General features: G+C 69.0%; 2 protein-coding genes. Both read left to right on the forward strand.

What is annotated here, in order from left to right; genetic code table 11:
- Positions 1–305 precede the first annotated feature (305 nt).
- Positions 306–1,913, forward strand: a complete 1,608-nt coding sequence (locus IH48_RS0132000; protein ID WP_030912748.1) for a serine/threonine-protein kinase — start codon at positions 306–308, stop codon at positions 1,911–1,913.
- A 417-nt stretch (positions 1,914–2,330) separates the two neighbouring features.
- Positions 2,331–4,307 carry an ATP-dependent nuclease gene (locus IH48_RS0132005; RefSeq protein ID WP_030912752.1) on the forward strand — a complete coding sequence of 659 codons (1,977 nt, stop codon included), beginning with the start codon at positions 2,331–2,333 and terminating at the stop codon, positions 4,305–4,307.
- Positions 4,308–4,539 lie beyond the last annotated feature (232 nt).

Below are 4,539 nucleotides of genomic sequence, written 5' to 3' on the forward strand. Positions count from 1 at the left end.
CGAAGACCACCCGCGCCATCCGCGACCAACCCGAACGAGCCCTCCCCATCCTGGGCATCACCTACAAGCCCGACCTCAACGGAACTTGATCAAGCCCTGCGGATGGCCCGGGAAAGACGGTCTGGGTCGAGTACACGGTGAACGGGGGCACGACGGACGCGGGCGCGGTGGCTCGATCCCGTCCGTACGCCGCGCCGTCGTAGGACACGGCTGGACGCGGTGATCCGTTTCCGGGGAAACTGGCCGCTACCAACGGGGCTCGAGGGACGAGCGAGCGCCAGTGCCAGGACGCGGGGCGGGGACAGGTGCCGGACAGACCGATCGCGGGCCGCTACGAACTGCTGGAGCAGCTCGGCAACGGCGGCATGGGCGATGTGTGGCGAGGCTACGACGCGGTGCTCGACCGGCCCGTCGCCGTGAAGCGGATCCGGCCGCAAACTGTCGCCGCCACACCCCAGTTGGCCGAGGAGCTCGAGCGGCGTTTCCGGCGCGAGGCACGGGTTACCGCGCGCATCCAGCACCCCGGTGTGCCACAGGTGTACGACGCGGTGCTCGACGAGTCGTACGAGCAGCTGTTCCTCGTGATGGAGCTGGTCGACGGCGTACCGCTGAGCGCGTACGTGCACCCGGACCACCTCCTCCCCACCGTCTGGGCGGTGGCCGTGGCGGCGCAGGTCGCGACCGTCCTGTCGTACGCGCACGACGTACCGGTGGTGCACCGTGACCTGAAGCCGGCCAACATCCTTGTCGCACGCGACGGCACGGTGAAGGTGCTCGACTTCGGGATCGCGGCGATCCTGCGGACGGACGTCACAAAGCTGACCGCGACCGGCAATCCGGTCGGGACGCACCAGTACATGGCGCCGGAACAGGTGCGCGGCGGGCGGGTCACACCGCGCACCGACCTGTACGCGCTCGGCTGCGTGCTGCACGAACTGCTCTGCGGGCGGCCCCTGTTCCAAGGGGACAGTGAGTGGCAGCTGATGACGCAGCATGTCAACGCCGCCCCCACTCCCCTGCGTGAGCTGCGCGCCGACGTGCCGGAGGCCATGGAGGAGCTCGTCCTGCACCTGCTGCGCAAGGCTCCTGAGGCGCGACCGGTGGATGTCCAGGAGGTGTACGAGCGGCTGCGGGCGTTTCTGCCTTCGCCTGGCGAGGGGGCCGTGCCGGAGGGGTCGGAACCCACCGGTTTCCCCGATCCCACCGCGATCTTCCGCCGCCCCTACGCGCCCCGCTCGCGCGCCGGCACCGCGAGCGCTCGCCCCGGGGAGCCGGGCGCCGTGCCTGACGCGCTGCCTGCCGTCCCCGCGGCCGAACGTGAGGCGCTGCGGGAGCAGATCCGCGAGGTACACGCGCACTACCGCGCCCTCATGGAGGAGGAGCGCTACACGCAGGCCGCCGAAGTGGCGGGCGAGATGATCGAACCGGCGGCGCACGCCCTCGGCTCGGACAGCAAGGCGGTCCTCGGGCTGCGCATGCGCCGGGCGGTCAGCCGTCAACTGGCCGGTGACCACCGGGCCGCTCTGCCCGAGTTCGAGGCGCTGGCGGACGCCTACGCGCGGGTGAGCGGAGCCGGCAGCGAGCAGGCACTGGAAAGCCGCGCCCAGGCGGCGCGTTGCCGTGGTGAACTCGGCCAGGTGACGGAGGCACTGGCCGGGCTGCACGCTGTGCTGGAGACCGTACGCGCCGCCGACGGCGACGTGAGCGAGAACGCGGTGGAGCTGCGCCGGGACATCGGCATGCTGCTGCTCGCGCAGGGCCGGACGGCGGAGGCGTACGACGTTCTGGAGCCGCTGCACGCGGACCTCTGCGTGGTGTTCGGCCCGGACGACGAACTCTCCACCGAGGTGGCCGAGACCCTGGCCGTGATCCGCCTCGACCTCGACGGCGGCGGCTCCGACGTCTCGCCCTGACTCTGCCGTTCTTCCGCGCCACTACCCAACACGCGTAGCCCCTCCCGGCCGCCGGCGGGCGGCTCCCGGCTTCTCGATGCCCCGTCAGGCATACGGACGGACGGGCACCTGACTTCGGCGCGACCTCTCTTCATCCCCTTGGTCGACCCCGCATGCCCATGCAGACCCCATACGACCCACTACCTAATCGCCACCTTCGCGCATAATGATAGTTGACAACGCTTTCAACATCATGGTTAGGTGTTAACGCTTCCGAAGACGCCTGGGGCGCCTGAAGCACTCGTTCACCGCATGCACGGGGAAACCCAGTGCCGACGCGTCGACCTGTCGACGCCCTGCCGGACACCTCGATCTCCGGCCCAAGACTCGTTCCCGGCCGTTCGGGACACTCCGCACTGTCACACGTCAGGAAAAGCCGTGAAGATCAAGCGCGTCCGCATCGAGAACTTCTGCTGCCTGCGCAGCCTCGACGTCTCCTTCGACTCCATCACCTCGCTCATCGGCCCGACCGGTGTCGGCAAGTCCACCGTCCTTCGCGCCCTGGACTGGTTCTTCAACGGCGAGAAGGGCGGCAACCTCAGTGAGGAGGACGTCCATTCGGCATCGGAGACCAAGCGGATTCGCGTGGAGGTCGAGTTCGACGGGCTCACCGCCTCCGATCGTGCCGCACTCGGCCACTACGCGCCGGAGGGCGTCGAGAGTCTGAGCATCTGGCGCACGTGGGAGAACGGGGAGGACCGGATCACCGGCAAGGCACTGGCCTATCCGCCCTTCGAGCAGGTCCGGCAGGGCACCGGCAACAAGGAGAAGACCGACGCGTACAAGACACTGCGCGAGCACGACCCGGCACTCGGCCTGCCCAACGTCCGCAGCTGGGACGCTGCCGAAGCGGAGATGCGGACCTGGGAGGCGGCGAACCGGGCGCGGCTCACCGAGGCCGAGGTCGAGGGCACGCACTTCTTCGGCTTCGCCGGCCAAGGACTGCTCGGCAAGCTGATCGACTTCGTCTTCATCTCCGCCGACCTGCGTGCATACGAGGAGACCGACGACAACAAGTCCTCTGTGGTGGGCCGGATCCTGGAGCACGCGGTCGACCGTTCGGAGGCCGAGGCCCGGTTCACGACCATCGACGAGGACGCCCAGACCGCCCGCGCAAAGGTGCACGACGAGATTTACGGGCCGGTGCTCGCGACGCTGTCCGACGCCCTCTCCCGGGAGGTCGGCCAGTTCACCACGGGGCGGCGCATCGTCGTCACCCCGACGGCCCAGGTCCCGAAGCGTGCCAGGACCGCGTTCGAGGTCAACATCCGCGACGGCGTGGTTCTCACCCACGTCCGCCGGCAGGGCCATGGATTCCAGCGTGCGCTGATCATCGCCGCGCTCAGGTACCTCTCGGAGTGCCGCCGCCCCGAAAGCGGCCAGCGCTCCCTGTGCCTGGCGATCGAGGAGCCCGAGTTGTTCCAGCACCCGGCGCAGACGGCGGTCTTCGCTCAGGCCCTGCGCAGCCTGGTCGAGTCGGGCGGGGACCAGACGCAGGTCATGTACGCGACGCACAGCCCTGTGTTCATCGACCCGAGCGACTACCAGCAAGTCCGCAGGCTGTACCGCGCCGTCGGTGGCGACCACCCCGAGGTCTACCTGCGCGCGCTCACCGAGCAGACGCTGCATCAGTCGCTGGACGGGCTGGTGAGCGCGCAGTCGATCGCCCGTCGGGGGACCACCCGCTACGTGCGGAATCTCGCAGAGGCCCTCTTCGCCGATGTCGCCGTCGTGGTCGAGGGTCCGACGGACGAGAGCATCCTCATCGGCTTCGCGGAGCGTCAGGGACTGCGCCTCGGTGCCAAGGGTATCTGCGTCATGAACGCGGAGGGCAAGGACAACATGATCCTCTGCCACGCCATCCTCACCGCGTTCGGCGTCCGCTGCCACCTCGTCTTCGACGCGGACACAGGGCCGAAGAACTACGCCGAGGCCGAGAAGCTCGAAGAGGCTCAGAGGCTCGCGGAGGCGCAAAAGCTCGCAAAGCCCCAGACGGTGGACGGAGCAAGGAAACGGGCGGAGAAGAAGGCACGGAGCATCCGGGATTCGACCGACAAGAACACGAAGATCCTCTGCTACCTGGGCGCGCCGGCCGAGACGAAACCCACGACCAGCAGTGGGACGACCCACACCGTCTTCGCGGACGACCTCGAGACGTATCTCTCGGAGAACTGGCCCTCATGGGGTGCTCGCTGTCGCGAGCTGGTCCGGCAGCGCATCGGTTACGTGGAGGGAAAGCATGTGCCGACGTACGCGGAGGCGGCACGCACCGCTGGCGGCGGCGAGCCGAGGGTGCTGCACGCGCTGCTGGAGAACGTTCGGAGCCTGGCCGCACGCCCGGCGCCAAGGCCATAGGCCCCCGGCCGCCCTGCCGCACCCCCTCTGCGCACCGTCACGTCCGGTACCGGGCTTCCGCCCCGGTCGCGGGCGTGGCGATCCTCTCCGCACAGAGTTGCATGGCCGTCATCATCAGCGTGGTCCCGAAAGTGCCCAGGGCTTGATCAAGTTCCGTTGAGGTCGGGCTTGTAGGTGATGCCCAGGATGGGGAGGGCTCGTTCGGGTTGGTCGCGGATGGCGCGGGTGGTCT

The organism is Streptomyces sp. NRRL F-5126 (assembly GCF_000721265.1).
Lineage (GTDB): Bacteria > Actinomycetota > Actinomycetes > Streptomycetales > Streptomycetaceae > Streptomyces.